The organism is Planotetraspora sp. GP83 (assembly GCF_041262585.1).
Taxonomy (GTDB): Bacteria; Actinomycetota; Actinomycetes; order Streptosporangiales; family Streptosporangiaceae; genus JAOEGB01.
In genome coordinates, this window is sequence record NZ_JBGCBZ010000006.1 from 1 (window position 1) to 14,488 (window position 14,488).

Consider the following 14,488-nt stretch of genomic DNA (forward strand, 5'->3'; position numbering starts at 1 on the left):
ATCGCCTTGCTCGACACAAGTTGATCTACCAGAAGTCCCGTTCGCGTCCTCAAGGCCCTTGACTCAGCCGCAGACAGCCAAACGCAACGGCGTTGAGCTCAAACCTCGGCCGTGATCATGCAAGGGTTCCCATCTATGGCCTCTGACCAGCGAAGAAGCGATTCGTGACCATGCAATCGGGCGACAGCCGTACACACCGGCCCGGACCCGTCACCCGGATCCGGGTCCGGGAGGTCGCCGGCTCCGCCGTACGGGACCGGAGAGACGACCTCGCCACCGAGGAGCCCCTGGAGATCCGGCTCCTCGCCGGGGGCGAGAGCCGTACGGTCGCGATCACCATGCGCACGCCGGGCGCGGACTTCGAGCTCGCGGCCGGGTTCCTGCACGGCGAGGGCGTCGTCGCGCCCGGCGACATCGCGGCCATCGGCTACTGCACCGACGAGGACCTGGAGCCCGGGGCGCGCTACAACACCGTGACGGTGCGGCTCGGCGTCCCGAAGCTGCCCGATCTCGCCTCGCTTGAGCGGCATTTCCTGACATCGAGCGCCTGCGGGGTCTGCGGCACGGCCAGTCTCGACGCCCTCCGTGACCGTTGCCCGCCGCTCGCCACCGGCTCGACGATCACGGTGTCCCCCGAAGTGCTGTACGGCATGCCGTCCCTGCTGAGGAAAGCGCAGGGGGTGTTCGGCAAGACGGGCGGCCTGCACGCGGCGGGGCTGTTCACGTCCGACGGGTCGCTCGTCGGAGTGCGGGAGGACGTCGGGCGGCACAACGCGGTGGACAAACTGGTGGGATGGGCGCTGCTCGGCGGGCGGCTGCCGCTCGACCGGCATGTGCTGCTGGTGAGCGGGCGGGCGAGCTACGAGATCATGCAGAAGGCGGTGACCGCCGGCGTCCAGGTCGTCTGCGCGGTCTCGGCCCCGTCGTCGCTCGCCGTGGACCTGGCCAGGGAGTTCGGCGTGACGCTCGTCGGTTTCCTCCGGGAGGAGCGGTTCAACATCTACGCGGGCGCCGAGCGAATCCCGGCCTGAGATCGCATGATCACGAACTGTGTTGTTGCACGTCAAACAGCATTTCCGGGAATCTGTGCATGATCACGCACGAGGTCGCGGCAGGTCGAGCGGCGTAGCCGGGAACCTGTGCATGATCACCACAAAACACCCTGTGCGTGATCACCACAAACAGCTCATGCGTGATCACCACACAACATACTGTGCATGATCACTAACAAATCAGCCGGTGTTCTGGAGGCCGGCGGCTACGCCGTTCACGCTCAGGAGCAGCAGGGTGGACAGGCCTTCCCGCTGTTCCTCGGTCAGGTCCTCATCGGCCCGCAGCGCCGACAGGGCGCGCAGCTGCAGGTGGCTGAGGGCGTCCACATAAGGGTCGCGGAGTTGCACGGCCCGGGAGAGGACCCGCCGGTTCTCCAGCAGCCGGGTGTGGCCGGTGACCTCCAGCACGAGCTTCCTCGTCCGGTCATACTCGTCGAAGACCTGCTCGACGAAGTCGTCCCGGCCGCCGAGCGCCAGATAGCGCGAGGCGATGGACCGGTCGGTCTTGGCCAGCGACATCTCCGCGTTGTCCAGCATCGCGGCGAACAGCCGCCACTCCCGGTACGCCGAGCGGAGCTCATCCAGGCCGCCCTCGGAGACGACGGCGGCCAGGCCGCTGCCCAGGCCGTACCAGCCCGGCAGGTTGACCCGGGTCTGCGCCCAGGCGAAGACCCACGGGATCGCCCGCAGATCGTCGAGCGACCGGGGGGCGCCCAGACCGCGCCGGGCGGGCCGGGAGCCGAGCCGCAGGGAGCCGATCTCCTCCAGTGGGCTGACCAGGGCGAACCACTCCGGGAAGCCGGGAGCCTCGGTCAGCGCCCGGTAGGCCTGCTCTGAAGCGGTGGCCACCTGATCGGCCAGCGTGCGGAACTTCGCCGCGGCGGCGGCCGCGCTCGACTCCACGGCCGAGGTCGAGGCCAGCAACACGGCGTTGGTCACCTGCTCGATGTGCCGCCGGGCGATCGCGGAATGCCCGTATCGGGCGAAGATGACCTCACCCTGCTCGGTGACCTTGAACCGGCCGGCGACCGACCCGGGGGCCTGGGCCAGCACGGCCCGGTTGGCGGGGCCGCCGCCACGGCCCAGGGCGCCACCCCGGCCGTGGAAGAGCGTCAGCCGCACGTCGTTCTCGGCCGCCCACGCGGTCAGCGCCGCCTGAGCGTCGTAGAGGCGCAGCGTCGCGGCGGCCGGCCCGAGCTCCTTGGCCGAGTCGGAGTAGCCGAGCATGACCTCCACCCGCCGCCCGTTCTCGGCGAGCCGCTTGCGCACGGGCTCCAGCGACAGCATGCCGTCCAGGACGGCCGCCGAGTTGTCCAGATCCTCCCCGGACTCGAACAGCGGCACCACGTCGATCACCGGAGCGCGGTCGCCGAGGGCGTGCCGGGCCAGCTCGTAGACGGCGGCGACGTCGTCGGCGGACCGGGTGAAGGACACGACGTAGCGTGGGCACGCCCGAACGCCGAAGCGCTCCTGGATCCAGCCGATCACGCGGATCGTGGCGAGGACCTCCTCCGTCCGCTCGGAGAGCTTGCCTGAGGCGATCTCCTTCAGCGCGACCGCGTGGACCTCGGAGTGCTGGCGCACCTCCAGCTCGGCCAGGTGGAACCCGAAGGTCTCGACCTGCCAGATCAGGTGCTGCAGCTCTCCATAGGCCTGCCGTACGGCTCCCGCCTCCCGCAGGGACTCCTGCGCGAGCCTGAGGTCGGCGATCAGGTCGGACGGCGAGAGGTAGGCGAGGTCGAGGTCACGGCGGCGGGTGGCCGCGATCCGCGCCGCCACGAAGAGCAGCCACTGCCGGTGGGGCTCCTGCGGCGAGCGCGTCGCCACCTCCGACACCAGATCGGGATGGTCGTCTTCGGCGTCCGACAGCGCCGCCCGAAGCTCGGCCGACGCCGGCGTGTAGGCCGCCGAGGCGGTCATGGTGCGGCCGATCCGCGTGGCGGCGTTCTCCAGCGCGGTGAGCACGTGCTCCGCGTGGATCAGGACGGCTTCGCGGGTCACCTTGGCGGTCACGTTCGGGTTGCCGTCGCGGTCGCCGCCGATCCAGCTCCCGTAGCGGATGAACGGCCTCGACAGCGGCTCCCGCGTGCCGGTCCCGGGCTCCAGGGCGGCATCGAGCGACCGGTAGATCAGCGGGACCGTGCGGAACAGCGTCTCGTCGAACGCCGCCATCGCCGTACGGACCTCGTCGAGCGGGTCCAGCTTGGTCGACCGGAGCTGGGACGTCCGCCACAGCAGGTCGATCTCCTCCAGCAGCTTCCGGTGGGCCTCCTCGCGCTCACCCGCTCCCCGGCCCGGCGCGTTGTACTCGCCGAGGTGGGCGCTGATCCGCTGGATGGCGGTCACCACGGCCCGCCGCCGCGCCTCGGTCGGGTGCGCGGTCAGCACCGGGCGGAACTCCAGCCCGTCTATCAGCTCCTGGAGCCGCTCGTCACCACGCAAGGCCTGTACGGCTTCCGCCAGCGACTCGCGCAGCGGGACGTCGTCCTTGTCGCGCTGCCGCAGGATGCGGATCCGGTAGTGCTCCTCGGCCAGGTTGGCCAGGTGGAAGTAGCAGGTGAAGGCGCGGGCTATGTGGACGGCCCGGTCGACCGGCCACTCGGCCACCATGGCCGCGATGTCGTCGGCGGTCGTCTCATTGCGCCGGGCGGCGATCACGGCTTTGCGCAGCCGTTCGACGTCGGCGAGGAGGCCGGGACCGCCGTGTTCGGCGATCACCTGGCCCAGCAGTCCACCTAGAAGGCGCACGTCGGCACGGAGCTCATCCGGCATCTCCGTAACGGCACTGTGTCGTTCGGCAGGGGCGATGGCGGCCATGCTTGGAAGGCTAGCGAATCCCTTCTGGCCGCCTGATACCGGTCTCATCAATTGGACTAGACCACTAGATTAAGCCTTGCCTCCGGCGGCTCAGGTGGGGCGGGAGACGGCGGCGACGAGGTCGGGCATGCGGTTGAAGCCGATCGACGCCCCCAGGCGGCGGCCCGCCCAGGCGATGAGGAGCCCGTACGGCACGGCCAGCACGCACAGCCAGTAGGCGCCCAGGAGGACGGGCAGAACGACCGGCAGGGCGATCATCGAGGTGCCCAGCATCGCGCCGAACGAGGCGAGGAACGCCTGCCCGCCCTGGCCGGGGGCGGCCCCGCTGAAGGCGTTGAGCCGGTCGGGGAACGTGTACGGAAGGATCACGCTGGTCACCGAGCCCACTCCGAGGGCGACGCCCAGCACCCCCCATGCCGTGAGCGCGGCGACGAGGGCCCACGGGAGGTTCCCCGCGACAAGAGCGGCGACCACCGAGACCACAGTCAGCAGCGGCACCGCGATGATCGCGATGGCCAGGTGGCGCCCCGCGAGATCCGTACGGAGATCACGGTCCGTGGAGAAGGCCACCGCGTTCATCCAGAGCGACCGCCCGTCGATGCCGAACACGTTGGCCGCCTGCAGCCCGATCATCAGAGCGGCCAGGCACGCCGGGGCGATCGCGAACGCCGGCCCCTGCCAGCCGCCGGGGCCGCGGAGGGAGAACATGATGATCCCGCTCACGGCGATCGCGGTGAACCAGGAGATCCGGCCGCGCGGCTCGCGCCGGGCGTACTTCAGCTCCTTGGCCACGACGGCCCCCAGCATCCCGCCGGGCAGGAACCGCGCGATCCGCGACCGCCGCACCGAGCCGCCGCTCTGGTTGGAGGAGTCGGGCGTGACGAGAGCCCGTTGCAGCGCCGCGATCCACAGCCAGGCGAGCACCACGACGACCATCGCGACGACGATCAACTCCGCGACGCCGATCAGCCCGCCGTCGGCGATCGCGTGCGCGGCGAGGCCCGGCGGCGTCCAGCGCAGCGCCGAGCCGGCCGATTCGAGCAGCTTCCGCGGGTCGCCGGGCAGTCCCCGGTTGAGGAGCAGATTGGGAAGCTGGAAGAGAAGGACGACGAAGACGGCTGCCACCGCGAGAAGGTCGCGGCCCCTGCGGCTGCGCAGCGCGCCGGACAGCGCGGTGGTGAGCGCGCGCGAGGCCACCAGGCACAGGGCGAACTGGAGCACCACGGCCACCAGGCCGAGCAGGACGCCACCGAGGCCGGACGCGAGGCCGACGACGCCTCCGGCGAGCACGATGAGCGAGGCCAGCGGCCACGGCCCGGTCGCCGACGCGGCGAACATGCCGATCGCCAGTTGCCGCGTGGTCAGCGGGAAGAGCGACAACCGCGACGGATCGAGCGTCTCGTCCAGGCCGAAGGCCAGCAGCGGGACGAGGATCCACCCGATCGTGAACAGGGTGAACGCCACGATCCCGATGTCGAGCGCGACGTCGGCGGGCGCGAGCCGTACGAGGCTGAAGAGCAGGAAGCCGGCGACGGCGGCCACGACGGCGCCGATGACGGAGAAGACGAAGCCGAGCTGTTTGATCGTGTCGCCGCGGAGGTTGCCTCTGATCAGCCGCAGCTTCAGCCGGACGAAGAGCCTCACCACCGCGCCGGTCCCCCTGTCAGGCCGTCGTGGAGCCGAGCCATGTCAGGCCCTCCTCCCCGTTGCCGCGTGCGCCGACGAGCTCCAGGAACGCCTCGTTGAGTGTCCGGTCGCGGCGCACCTCGTCGAGCGGGCCCTGCGCGACGATGTGGCCGCGGTTCATCACCGACACCCAGTCGCAGAGCCGTTCGACCAGGTCCATGACGTGGCTGGAGAAGATCACGGTGGATCCGGAGGCGGTGTACCTCCGCAGCACCTCCACCAGGGTGTTCGCCGACACCGGGTCGACTCCCTCGAACGGCTCGTCCAGGAAGAGCACGTCCGGATTGTGCAGCAGCGCCGCCGCCAGGCCGATCTTCTTCCGCATGCCCGTCGAGTAGTCGACGACGAGCTTGTCCTGCGACTCGACCAGATCCATGATCCGCAGCAGCTCGTCGGCCCGCCTGCCGACCTCGTCGAGCGGGATGCCGCGGAGCTGGCCGTTGTAGAGCAGCAACTCCCGCCCGGACAGGCGCTCGAACAGCCGCAGGCCCTCGGGCAGCACGCCGATGTGGGCCTTCACGCTGACGGGATCGGACCACACGTTGTGGCCGTTGATCTCGATCAGACCGCCGTCGGGGCGCAGCAGCCCGGTGACCATGCTGAGCGTCGTTGTCTTTCCCGCTCCGTTGGGGCCGACGAGCCCGGCGAAGCTGCCTTTGGGCACGATCAGGTCGACCCCGCCCACCGCGATCTGCTGCCCGAACCGCTTGAACAAGCCTTGCGTACGCACCGCCTCGACCATGGGCTCCACTCTGCCAGCTCTCGACGTTGTACGGCTTTCGCCTGGTATCCCGTGAACGCATGGGGATCTTCTCCTGGTTCCGCTGTGGGACCACCCCGCGGCGGGCCGATGCCGCATTCTCGTTACCCTGTCCGACATGAGGTCCGAGCAAGAGGCGGTGAGCGGCCGATGAGTGCTGAGCGGGCTCACGAGATCGATATCCACACGACCGCGGGCAAGATCGCCGACCTTGACCGGCGCAGGCAGGAGGCCGTGCACGCCGGCTCCCAGCGGGCGGTGGAGAAGCAGCACGCCAAAGGCAAGATGACGGCCCGCGAGCGGCTGGTGTCGTTCCTCGACGAGGGCTCCTTCGTCGAGTTCGACGAGCTGGCCAGGCACCGCTCGACGAGTTTCGGGCTCGACCGGGAGCGTCCGTACGGCGACGGCGTGGTGACCGGCTACGGCACGGTCGACGGCCGCCCGGTCGCCGTGTTCGCGCAGGACTTCACCGTTTTCGGCGGCTCACTCGGCGAGGTCTTCGGCGAGAAGATCGTCAAGGTCATGGACCACGCGCTGAAGACCGGCTGCCCGATGGTCGGGATCAACGACTCCGGTGGGGCGCGCATCCAGGAGGGCGTCGTCTCCCTGGGCCTCTACGCCGAGATCTTCAAGCGGAACGTGCACGCCTCGGGCGTGATCCCGCAGATTTCGCTCATCATGGGGCCGTGCGCCGGCGGCGCCGTCTACTCCCCCGCCCTGACCGACTTCGTCCTGATGGTTCAGGAGAAGTCGCACATGTTCATCACCGGGCCGGATGTGATCAAGACGGTCACCGGCGAGGAGGTGACGTTCGAGGAGCTGGGCGGCGCGCACACCCACAACTCGAAGTCGGGCGTCGCCCACTACGAGGCCTCCGACGAGGAGGACTGCCTGGAGTTCGCCAAGGCGCTGCTGGCCTACCTCCCCTCCAACAACATGGACGAGGCTCCGGCCTTCGAGACCGAGGTCCCGCTGGAGACGACCGACGAGGACCGCGAGCTCGACACGCTGGTCCCCGACTCGGCCAACCAGCCCTACGACATGCACACGGTCATCCGGCGCGTCCTGGACGACGGCGACTTCCTGGAGATCCACGCCGGTTTCGCGCCGAACATAGTCGTCGGCTTCGGCCGGGTCGAGGGGCGCCCTGTGGGCGTGGTGGCCAACCAGCCGATGAGCTTCGCCGGAACGCTCGACATCGACGCCTCGGAGAAGGCCGCGCGGTTCGTCCGGACCTGCGACGCCTTCAACCTCCCGGTCCTGACCTTCGTGGACGTGCCCGGGTTCCTGCCGGGCACCGACCAGGAGTGGAACGGCATCATCCGCCGGGGAGCGAAGCTCCTCTACGCCTACGCCGAGGCCACCGTGCCGCTGGTCACGGTCATCACCCGGAAGGCGTACGGCGGGGCCTACGACGTCATGGGGTCCAAGCACCTCGGCGCCGACATCAACCTGGCCTGGCCCACAGCGCAGATCGCCGTGATGGGGGCCCAGGGCGCGGTCAACATCCTCTACCGGCGCGAGCTGGCCGCCGCTGACGACCCGGACGCCGCCCGCGCCCGGTTCGTCACCGAATATGAGGACACCCTGGCCAACCCGTATCTCGCCGCCGAGCGGGGTTACGTCGACGCGGTCATCCGGCCGTCGGAGACCCGGGTCCAGATCGTCCGCGCGCTACGCGCCCTCCGCAACAAGCGGGCCACCCTGCCCCCGAAGAAGCACGGGAACATCCCCCTATGACCGCCTCCATGAGTGAGCGAGAGCCGTACCTCAGGATCGTTCGGGGCGACGCGACGCCCGAGGAGGTCGCCGCCGTCGTCGCCGCCATCAGCTCACGGGCACCCCGGGTGACGAAAGCCGTACAGAAGGCGGAAAACTGGAGGAATCCGGCACATCGGATGCGAGGCGCCCTGCCGCACGGCCCGGGAGCATGGCGGGCCTCCTCGTTCCCCGGTTCCCGGTAGGCCTGACAGCGAGCGTCAGGCGATTAGATCAGCCGATCAGGGTGTCAACTGGCCCAAGAGTTGGGACTATCTAGATAGTGGGGGAATATAGTCAGCCGATCAACTAGTGACGAGTCCTGGAGGACAACATGGCCATCCCGGACTTCAACGCCCACGGCATGGCCGCTAAGTATGCCGTCCTTGTAGACGTTGGTTACCTGTATGCGGCGGCCGGCGAAGTTCTTTTGGCAGCGAAGGAGCGCAAGGAGTACCGCGTCGCGGCGGACGAACTGATCCAGTCGCTCCAGAAACACGCGCTTGAGCGCATTCCTGGCGAGCTGCTCCGAGTCTACTGGTACGACGCGGCCCGTGATCGCGTGCCCACCGTCGACCAGCGGGTGATCGCCCAGCTTCCCTGGGTCAAGGTCCGGCTCGGCAACCTGAACGCCCGTGGCCAGCAGAAAGGCGTGGACGCCCAGATCCGGAGCGATCTGGAGGCCCTGGCCCGCCACCACGCCGTGAGCGACACCGTCCTGATCGCGGGTGACGAGGACATGGTCCCCGCCGTGGAGGCCGCCCAGGCGTACGGCGTGCGAGTCCACCTTTGGGGCGTCGAGCCGCCGTTCGGCACCAACCAGGCCGAGCGGCTGGTCTGGGAGTCCGACACCGTGGAGATCCTCAGCGCCGATTTCCTGCGTCCCTATTTCAACCGGGCGCCCGCGCCTGTGCCCGTCACGCCGGCGCCGTCACCCGCCCAGGTCTTCGCCGGCCGTACGGTGAAGCCTGTCCCGAAGGCGCCGGTCGGCCAGGTGACGAAGCTGGGCCCCGGCCGTCCGCATGTCGAGGAGGTCGGCGAGCACGTCGCGCAGAAGTGGATCCTGACGCGGGGCCGCGACAACATCCGCGACCTGCTGCCCGGCCCGATACTGCCCACGGTCATCGACACCGAGCTGCTGATCGAGGCGGAGAAGGAGCTCGGCCACTCGCTGCGGCCGTATCCCGAGGCCAGAGTCTGGCTCCGAGACGGCTTCTGGGCCCGCGTCTACCGCGAATTCGATCTGGGCGTAGGCATCTCCAGCAAGTAACACCCCCCTCTCGCCGTGCATGATCACGGCAAGGTTGGGGTCCGATTTCCGCCAGCGCGCGTCGGCGGCCAGGGCATAGCGTCGTATGCGTGACCACACAACAGCTCGACTTCGACGCGTGCTACCTGGCGGTGTCCGCTCGGGACGCCCGGTTCGACGGGCGTTTCTACACGGCGGTCACCTCGACCAGGATCTACTGCCGCCCGATCTGCCCGGCCCGCACACCCGCCCGGAAGAACGTGCTGTTCTACCAGCACGCGGCGGCGGCCGAGGCCGCGGGATTCCGGCCGTGCCGGCGCTGCCGCCCCGAGCTGAGCCCCGGCGACCCCGGCTGGGATGTACGCGCTGACCTGGTCGGGCGAGGGCTTCGCCTGATCGACGACGGCGTGGCCGACGATCACGGCGTGGCCGGGTTGGCCCAGCGGCTGCATGTCACCGAGCGGCACCTGCATCGGCTGTTCGTCGCCGAGCTGGGCACCGGCCCCCTCGCCGTCGCCCGGACGCGGCGGCTGCTGCTCGCCAAACAACTCCTGACCGAGACGTCACTGCCGATCACGGATGTGGCGTTCGCGGCCGGTTTCGGCAGCGTGCGGCAATTCAACGCGGCCATGAAGGAGTCGTACGGCTTCGCTCCCGGAGAGCTCAGGAAGGCCGCCGGCCCACTGACATCCCCGAGCGGCCAGATAACCGGCTCGGCAACCGGCTCGGCGACCGGCCTCACCTTGCGGCTGAGCTACCGCCGGCCGTACGACGCGCAGACCATCCTGCGCTTCCTCGCCGCCCGCGCCATCCCAGGGGTGGAGGCCATCACGTGGTCGTCCCAGCCGGAGGTCGCCGGCTACAGCCGGGCCATCCCGGGCGGGTCGGTGATGCTCGTGCCCGCCGACGGACACATCAGGCTCACCGTGCGCACCGAGGACATGAGGCAACTCGCCAGGATCGTGTCGCGCTGCCGTCGCCTCATGGATCTGGACGCGGACCCGGAGGCCGTCGCCTCGATCCTCGGCTCGACCGACCTCGCTCCGCTGGTCAAGGAGCGTCCGGGGCTACGGGTGCCCGGGGCGTTCGACGGATTCGAGCTGGCGGTCCGCGCCGTCGTCGGCCAGCAGATCTCGGTCGCCGGAGCGCGCACGATCCTCGGCCGCATCGCCGCCCGTGCCGGCATCCCCGCCATGGCCGGCACCACAGCCGAAAGGATAGAGACCTGGCTGCTCTTTCCCACTGCGGAACGGCTGGCTGAAGCCGATCTGACCGGTCTGGGGCTGACCAACCGCCGGATCTCCACGCTGAAGGCCCTGGCGGAGGCGGTCGCCGCCGGGGAGATCGACCTCGACGGGGCCGAAGACCCTGCCGAGACCACCGCCAAGCTGCTCAAGATGCCCGGCATCGGCCCGTGGACCACGAGCTACATCGCCCTCCGCTCACTCCGCGACCCGGACGCGTGGCCGGAAGGCGACCTGGTGCTGAAGCGAGCCATGGCGAAGCTGGGCATCCCGGCCGGACAGGCGGAGCTGTGGCGTCCCTGGCGGGCGTACGCGGCTCTCCATCTCTGGAACGCGACCGCCCCGTGACCACCTCACTGGATTTCCACCCCTCGAAGGAGGCAGCGGCAGGCCGGTCAGGCCGAGCCGCGAAGACGATGATTCTGTATCAGATGCTGCCCACTCCGGTGGGCCCGCTCGCACTGCTGTCCGGGAGCGGCGTCCTCGTCGCCGCCGGCTTCGCCGCCGACCCCATGGAGATGTTCGTACGGCTCCCGCACGCCCTCCAGGCGCTTCCCCTCCGGGAAGGCGACCTGGGGGACGCCGCGCAAGCCGTACGGGACTACCTGGACGGGAAGATCGACGCGCTCGACGGGGTCCCCGTGGAGCAGCCTGGAACGCCCACGCGCCAGCGGCTGTACGAGGCGCTGCGGAACGTGCCCGCCGGGACGACCGTGTCGTACGGCCGGCTCGCGGAGCAGGCCGGGCTGCCGAGGACGGCCGCGCGGGCCGCCGGTTCGGCGTGCGCCCAGAACCTGGTCGCGCCGTTCGTGCCGTGCCACCGGGTGCTCCCCTCGACCGGTGGCTACGGCGGCTACTACTACGGGACTCGCGTCAAGGAATGGCTGCTCGCCCACGAGTCCCAGAGCGGAGAACGGGGCTAGCCGCGTACGGTGCTCTGCACCTCGCCGACGGGGACGTCGCGGGTCACGGTCACCTGCACAGGCGCGTTGTTGAGCGGCGCGTAGATGAACGGCGTGACCGGCCCGGCGCCGGTGTTGTTGGTGGCGGCCGTGACGGGCCACACGGTCGTCACCGTCAGCACGTACACCTTGCGCGGCAGGTCGATCGAGGCATGCTGGTAGGTCACCCCGCAGGTCATCTTCCCCCCCTTGATGTAGGGATGACCCTCGGTGCCACAGTCTTCCAGCACCACCGCGCGCTCCTTGGTGGTGCCGGGATCGATCTTGATACTGTCCAGCTTCGCCGTGACCGTGGCCGACATGACGCCCGGTAGGGCGGCCGTCACCGACCGGGTGGGCGCCCCCATGCCCTGGAGCCAGAGCCACGTGTCCAGGTTGACGTAGCTCTTCGCGTCGGGATTCAGCTTGATCGTCGGCTGTGGCACGGTCAGCGCGGCCCGGGCGATCTGCAGGAGCTCCTCGACCGTGATCCCGGCGGGCGGCGTCGTTCCCGGCGGCACCCACACCGCCCCGTCGAGCCCGGTCCAGCAGGACATGCCCTTCGGATCGGCCGCGTTGTACGCGGGTGTCCACCATTTGCCAGGCTGGCCGACCTTGTCCTTGTACTGCTGCAGGAACTTCTGGAAATCCTCCTCGGTGCCGCCCGGATGCGTGCGGAACCACCACTCCCGCACCTGCTCCTGGCTCTGCAGCATGTCCTCGGCGGACTTGCCCGGCTCGTACCAGCAGGGGCGCTGGACGCGATATCCGTCGCTCTTCTTGCCGAGGCCGCTGCCGGACAACGTGATGGTGGAGTTCTCCAGCTTCACGCCGACGCTGCGGCCGTGCCGGTAGACCTGACCGTGCGGCCCTCCGGTGCCGACCGGGTCGGCGGCGGCCGGTCCGGCGGCGGACAGCGTCAGGACCCCGCCCGCCAGCAAGGAGACCAGCAGAGCTCTCGTCTTCATCGGACGCACTCCTTAGCGCGCTCGTCGGGATAGGCGGCGTGCCGGTACAGCTTGATGCGCCACGTGCCGTCATCGCCCCGCCGTACGGCCGCGACCTGGAAGTAAGTGGATTTGGGCGGCTTGGTCCAGGCAGGCTGGTCGGCCACCGGCGTTCCGGTGCTGTCGGTGACCCGCACACCTGACTCGTCCACGCAGGCGTCGACCTCCGCGCCGCGGCCGGTCACCGAGGCCACGCGCAACGAGTAGAGCTTGGCCAGGCCACGCGCCGAGAACTTGCCGGCGACGAACCCGCGCACCCACGTGTACGCGTCCTGGCTGGCCGTGTCCTCGACGCCGTCGAGGTACGACTTGTCCTTGCCGAGGCTGCCGACCGCGCGCCACTGGGCGGCGTAGTTGTCGCCGAAGGCCTTGACCATGGCGGTGTGCGCGGCGTCGAGCCCGGACGGCCACTCGATCTGGACCTGTAGCCCGGGCGCCACGGTGATCGTCTCAGCGCCCGGCGCCGCCACGTCCTGGGACCCGGCGGAAGGCTGCTCCGCGATCGCCCCCGCGGGCGTGAAGCCTCGCTCATGACCGGCCCCCGAGCAGGCCGACGCCACGAAGCCCAGGGCCAGAACCGCGGCGGTGGTTCTCCAGCGCATCAACCAAGCCCTCCGGTCGATCGGGGGTCCCCGCCGGAACACGGTAGCCGTCGAGTCAACGTTCAGCCATCGATATGCGCGGATTGGCATGGAGCAAGCCGTCGGTCTCCTGCGGTTGTCGCGGGCCTACGCCACGTCTCGCACCGGCCGCCACGCATCCCACTTATCTTGGGGGAATTCCACGGGACCCGCAATCATCAGTCAACCTGTCCTTTGCCGGGGGCGTAAACTCCTGCTCTTTAGCATGCGGACAAGCGACAGCCGACCCCCGGAGCAACACTTATGGAACGGACCAATTCAGCGACGATGACGAGGCATCGCTGGACGATACTCGCGACGACCGCCCTCGCCGTGACGGCCACCATGACCGGGGCCTTCCTCCTGGGAAAGGAACCGTCCACGTTGACGCAAAGGACGCCCGCACCCGATGTTTCAATGACGGTCAAGCCCCCGCTGCAACTGCCGCCTGTGAAGTGGAAGCTCAGCTGGCAAGACGGTTTCGAAGGGCGCGGAAAACCCTCCAGCCTATGGGTGCCTCTCAGCGGCGGCGGCGGATGGGGGCACAAGGCGCTGCAGTACTACACCTCTGAGCACGCGAGGCTCAACGGCTCCGGTGCTCTCGTAATCACGGCGGCCAAACAGCGTAACGGCGAGCAGTGCTGGTATGGATCGTGCCAGTACATCTCTGGACGTGTGCAGACGGACGGCACGTTCTCCCAGAGGTACGGCCGATTCGCCGCCCGTATAAAGCTCCCGGTCGGCCAGGGGATCTGGCCCGCGTTCTGGCTCAAGACTCCGAATGCCGGCACGATTCACAGCGATACGTACGGGGAGATCGACATCGCGGAGATCATCGGCGGCAAGCCCCGCCTTCTCCAAGCCTTCGAGCACGCAGGAAACCACCGCTTCGCCGCCAGCATGCTGCTCGACCACTCCTTGGACTCCAAATACCACACGTACGGCGTCGACGTGACACCCTCCAGCATCACCTGGTGGCTGGACGGCAAGCCGTACGCGCAACTCGAGAAGTATCCCGGGTGGCCTTACGACAAGCCACTGTTCATCATCCTCAATGTCCAGGTCGGAGGCACCTGGCCCGGCAATCCCAACGCCTCGACCCGCTTTCCCACGCGGATGAGCGTCGACTGGGTCAAGGTCTACCGCATCGCCGATCCCGCCTGACCAGCGCCCCTCAAATCAGGACAAACCACCCATATTTTAGTCAGCTAAACATAACTTTCTTTACCAAGGGTCATAAGTCGTGCTAAGACTTATAACCCTACTTGTCATCACACGAGGCTATTGATAGGATTCGCAGCGTTACGGGGGATTCGTCCTGTGTTACGAACACGTTTCCTGCGACCATCACCGC

Annotated in this window: 12 protein-coding genes; 7 read left to right on the forward strand and 5 right to left on the reverse strand. The window is 69.0% G+C overall.

Annotated elements, in window-relative coordinates:
• Nucleotides 1–170 precede the first annotated feature (170 nt).
• Nucleotides 171–1,031 carry a formate dehydrogenase accessory sulfurtransferase FdhD gene (fdhD, locus tag ABH927_RS10285; RefSeq protein ID WP_370020800.1) on the forward strand — a complete coding sequence of 287 codons (861 nt, stop codon included), beginning with the start codon at nt 171–173 and terminating at the stop codon, nt 1,029–1,031.
• Nucleotides 1,032–1,232: 201 nt separating this feature from the next.
• Here the strand turns inward: fdhD and ABH927_RS10290 are convergent, their stop codons facing one another.
• The 3 genes from ABH927_RS10290 to ABH927_RS10300 form a co-directional block, all read right to left on the reverse strand.
• Complete coding sequence (locus tag ABH927_RS10290; protein WP_407072828.1) at nt 1,233–3,824, reverse strand: phosphoenolpyruvate carboxylase; 2,592 nt, start codon at nt 3,822–3,824, stop codon at nt 1,233–1,235.
• A 135-nt stretch (nt 3,825–3,959) separates the two neighbouring features.
• Complete coding sequence (locus ABH927_RS10295; RefSeq protein ID WP_370020248.1) at nt 3,960–5,513, reverse strand: hypothetical protein; 1,554 nt, start codon at nt 5,511–5,513, stop codon at nt 3,960–3,962.
• Nucleotides 5,514–5,532: 19 nt separating this feature from the next.
• Complete coding sequence (locus tag ABH927_RS10300) at nt 5,533–6,297, reverse strand: ABC transporter ATP-binding protein (RefSeq protein WP_370020249.1); 765 nt, start codon at nt 6,295–6,297, stop codon at nt 5,533–5,535.
• A gap of 168 nt (nt 6,298–6,465) precedes the next feature.
• On the opposite strand from ABH927_RS10300, the gene ABH927_RS10305 reads away from it, so the two are divergent.
• The 5 genes from ABH927_RS10305 to ABH927_RS10325 all read left to right on the forward strand — a co-directional run bounded on the left by ABH927_RS10305 (nt 6,466) and on the right by ABH927_RS10325 (nt 11,489).
• On the forward strand, nt 6,466–8,055 hold the full coding sequence (locus ABH927_RS10305) for an acyl-CoA carboxylase subunit beta (protein WP_370020251.1): 1,590 nt from the start codon (nt 6,466–6,468) through the stop codon (nt 8,053–8,055).
• A gap of 8 nt (nt 8,056–8,063) precedes the next feature.
• Entirely contained in the window at nt 8,064–8,279 is a 216-nt protein-coding gene (locus ABH927_RS10310) for an acyl-CoA carboxylase subunit epsilon (RefSeq protein ID WP_370020253.1), read from the forward strand.
• A 128-nt stretch (nt 8,280–8,407) separates the two neighbouring features.
• The gene (locus ABH927_RS10315) at nt 8,408–9,343 is read left to right on the forward strand and encodes an NYN domain-containing protein (RefSeq protein ID WP_370020255.1); all 936 of its coding nucleotides are present in this window, start codon (nt 8,408–8,410) and stop codon (nt 9,341–9,343) included.
• Nucleotides 9,344–9,432: 89 nt separating this feature from the next.
• Complete coding sequence (locus ABH927_RS10320; RefSeq protein WP_370020257.1) at nt 9,433–10,914, forward strand: AlkA N-terminal domain-containing protein; 1,482 nt, start codon at nt 9,433–9,435, stop codon at nt 10,912–10,914.
• A gap of 83 nt (nt 10,915–10,997) precedes the next feature.
• Complete coding sequence (locus tag ABH927_RS10325) at nt 10,998–11,489, forward strand: methylated-DNA--[protein]-cysteine S-methyltransferase (protein ID WP_370020258.1); 492 nt, start codon at nt 10,998–11,000, stop codon at nt 11,487–11,489.
• On the opposite strand, the gene ABH927_RS10330 is transcribed toward ABH927_RS10325, so the two are convergent.
• Together ABH927_RS10330 and ABH927_RS10335 are read right to left on the reverse strand one after the other, a co-directional pair.
• On the reverse strand, nt 11,486–12,475 hold the full coding sequence (locus ABH927_RS10330) for a hypothetical protein (RefSeq protein WP_370020260.1): 990 nt from the start codon (nt 12,473–12,475) through the stop codon (nt 11,486–11,488). The genes ABH927_RS10325 and ABH927_RS10330 overlap by 4 nt on opposite strands.
• Nucleotides 12,472–13,116, reverse strand: coding sequence for a hypothetical protein (locus ABH927_RS10335; RefSeq protein WP_370020262.1), 645 nt, complete (start codon nt 13,114–13,116; stop codon nt 12,472–12,474). Before ABH927_RS10335 ends, ABH927_RS10330 begins: the two co-directional genes overlap by 4 nt.
• A 282-nt stretch (nt 13,117–13,398) precedes the next feature.
• On the opposite strand from ABH927_RS10335, the gene ABH927_RS10340 reads away from it, so the two are divergent.
• On the forward strand, nt 13,399–14,298 hold the full coding sequence (locus tag ABH927_RS10340) for a family 16 glycosylhydrolase (protein ID WP_370020264.1): 900 nt from the start codon (nt 13,399–13,401) through the stop codon (nt 14,296–14,298).
• Nucleotides 14,299–14,488 lie beyond the last annotated feature (190 nt).